The organism is Gordonia sp. (in: high G+C Gram-positive bacteria), from assembly GCF_020438995.1.
Classification (GTDB): Bacteria; Actinomycetota; Actinomycetes; order Mycobacteriales; family Mycobacteriaceae; genus Gordonia.
In genome coordinates, this window is the sequence record NZ_JAGQTN010000210.1 from 1 (window position 1) to 1,943 (window position 1,943).

A 1,943-nucleotide genomic window follows, 5' to 3' on the forward strand; every position below is an offset into this window, starting at 1 on the left:
GAGGATCTGCTGCGGATGGCACTGCCGTTCTTCGAGCCGTATAAGCAGGGGAAGTAGCCACCACCCGCAGGTCGGACGAGGAGTACATATGCAGGTATCGATGTCGACACTGACGTGGCTGACCTTCCCGTCGCCGGGGAGTGGACGCCCACCGATCCCGTACGCCGCAGCCGATCTGGAATCGCTCCTCGACGCCGCCGTCGTGGCGGGTTTCACCGCAGTCGGTCTCGACAACGTCGCCCTCGGTGACGACCTGTTCAGCAGAGAGGGCAGAGCCCGGATCGTGGCGGTGGTCGCGGCGCGCGAACTGTCGGTCACCGACATCGGTGTGCTGCGGATCGGTACCACCGATACCCGCGAACAGGCTTCCGCAACAGCGGAATTGGCGGGACTTCTGGGTGTGCGCAGCTGCATGGGCATCGTCGACGCACCGCTGACCGACACAGTGATCGACGAGGTGCGGGCGTGCGCGGAGATCATCGCGGGCGGTGGTGCCCGACTCGACCTCGAGTTCATGGCCTACGGGCCGGTGCCCGCCATCAGCGACGCCGTCGCCCTGTCCGACACCGTCGGACCCTCGTTGCTCGGCATCGTGGTCGACAGCTGGCACATGATGCACGGCACGCCTGACTGGGCGACGTTGCGGGCACTACCGGCCGAGCGGATCGGTCTCGTCCAGATCAGCGACGGTGCACGCCGGGCCGACGACGCCGACGAGTTCTTCACCGCCAGCCGGTGGGGTCGGATGCCGCCGGGACACGGCGCCTTCGACTTCCGGCCGTTCCGCGACGCCCTGACCCACACGGGATACTCCGGACCTGTTGCCCCAGAAGTACTTTCGTACGGAGCGAGGCACTCCGACGCGGCCGACTGCGCACGGATACTGCACGAGTCGATGAGTGTCATAGACCCTTCCACCCACTGAGCAACTACCAACGCGCTATTCACACACGTTCCGAAGCAACACAACTCACGAAAAGAGGTTTCATCATGACCGGACAACTCGAGGGCAAAGTCGCACTCGTCTCCGGCGCGGCCCGCGGCCAAGGTCGCTCGCACGCCGTCCGCATGGCCGAGGAAGGCGCCGACATCATAGCCTTCGACCTGTGTGACCAGATCTCGTCCATCCAATACCCGATGGCCACGCCCGACGATCTGCAGGAGACCGTCGCCGCTGTCGAGGCAACCGGCCGGCGGATCGTGGCACGACAGGCCGATGTCCGCGCACTCGACTCCGTGCGGGCGGTCGTCGCCGACGGTGTGGCCGAGTTCGGTCGCCTCGACGTCATCGCCGCCAACGCCGGTATCGCCTCATTCGCCAAGAACACCTGGTCGATCACCGAGGACGAATGGGACGACATGATCGGCGTCAACCTCTCCGGTGTCTGGCGGACCGTCGCGGCAGCCGTTCCCGCGATGATCGACGCCGGGAACGGCGGATCCATCGTGCTCACCGGCTCCACCGGCGGACTGCGGGGTATCTCGATGATCGCGCACTACGTCGCCGCCAAACACGGCCTCGTCGGTTTGATGCGCACCCTGATGAACGAGCTCGCGCCGCACAACATCCGTGTCAACGTGATCCACCCGACCGGTGTACAGACCCCCATGATCACCAACGACTACATGGGAGAGTTCCTGGGCGAATACCCCGACTACGCCAAGTATTTCGTCAACGCACTACCCGTCGAGAACATCCAGCCCGTCGACATCTCCAACGCCATCGTCTACCTCAGCTCCGAGGCCGGCCGCTACGTCACCGGCGTCGAACTACCCGTTGACGCAGGAATGAGCCAGCGGGTCTGAGTTTGACGACGGCGCCGCGGTGGTTGCAGCGTGATCGGCCCTACGACGGCGTACCTTTAGGAGGTTGCCGTCGAGGATGTGGAGAGACGTGGTCGAGCAACCCTGGTATCTGAGTCCTGCGGGCTGGTTGCTCGAAC

General features: G+C 65.0%; 2 protein-coding genes. Both read left to right on the forward strand.

Annotated elements, in window-relative coordinates; translation table 11 throughout:
* Positions 1-100 precede the first annotated feature (100 nt).
* A complete protein-coding gene (locus KDB67_RS15210) occupies positions 101-925 on the forward strand; it encodes a TIM barrel protein (protein WP_291017249.1) in 825 nt (274 codons plus the stop codon).
* A gap of 65 nt (positions 926-990) precedes the next feature.
* Positions 991-1,806 carry a mycofactocin-coupled SDR family oxidoreductase gene (locus KDB67_RS15215; RefSeq protein ID WP_291017252.1) on the forward strand — a complete coding sequence of 272 codons (816 nt, stop codon included), beginning with the start codon at positions 991-993 and terminating at the stop codon, positions 1,804-1,806.
* Positions 1,807-1,943: the final 137 nt, after the last annotated feature.

Bases quoted from the DNA above. Each gene is read 5' to 3' on its own strand.
- KDB67_RS15210 (WP_291017249.1), top strand. From the start codon at position 101: ATGTCGACACTGACGTGGCTGACCTTCCCGTCGCCGGGGAGTGGACGC.
- KDB67_RS15215 (WP_291017252.1), top strand. From the start codon at position 991: ATGACCGGACAACTCGAGGGCAAAGTCGCACTCGTCTCCGGCGCGGCC.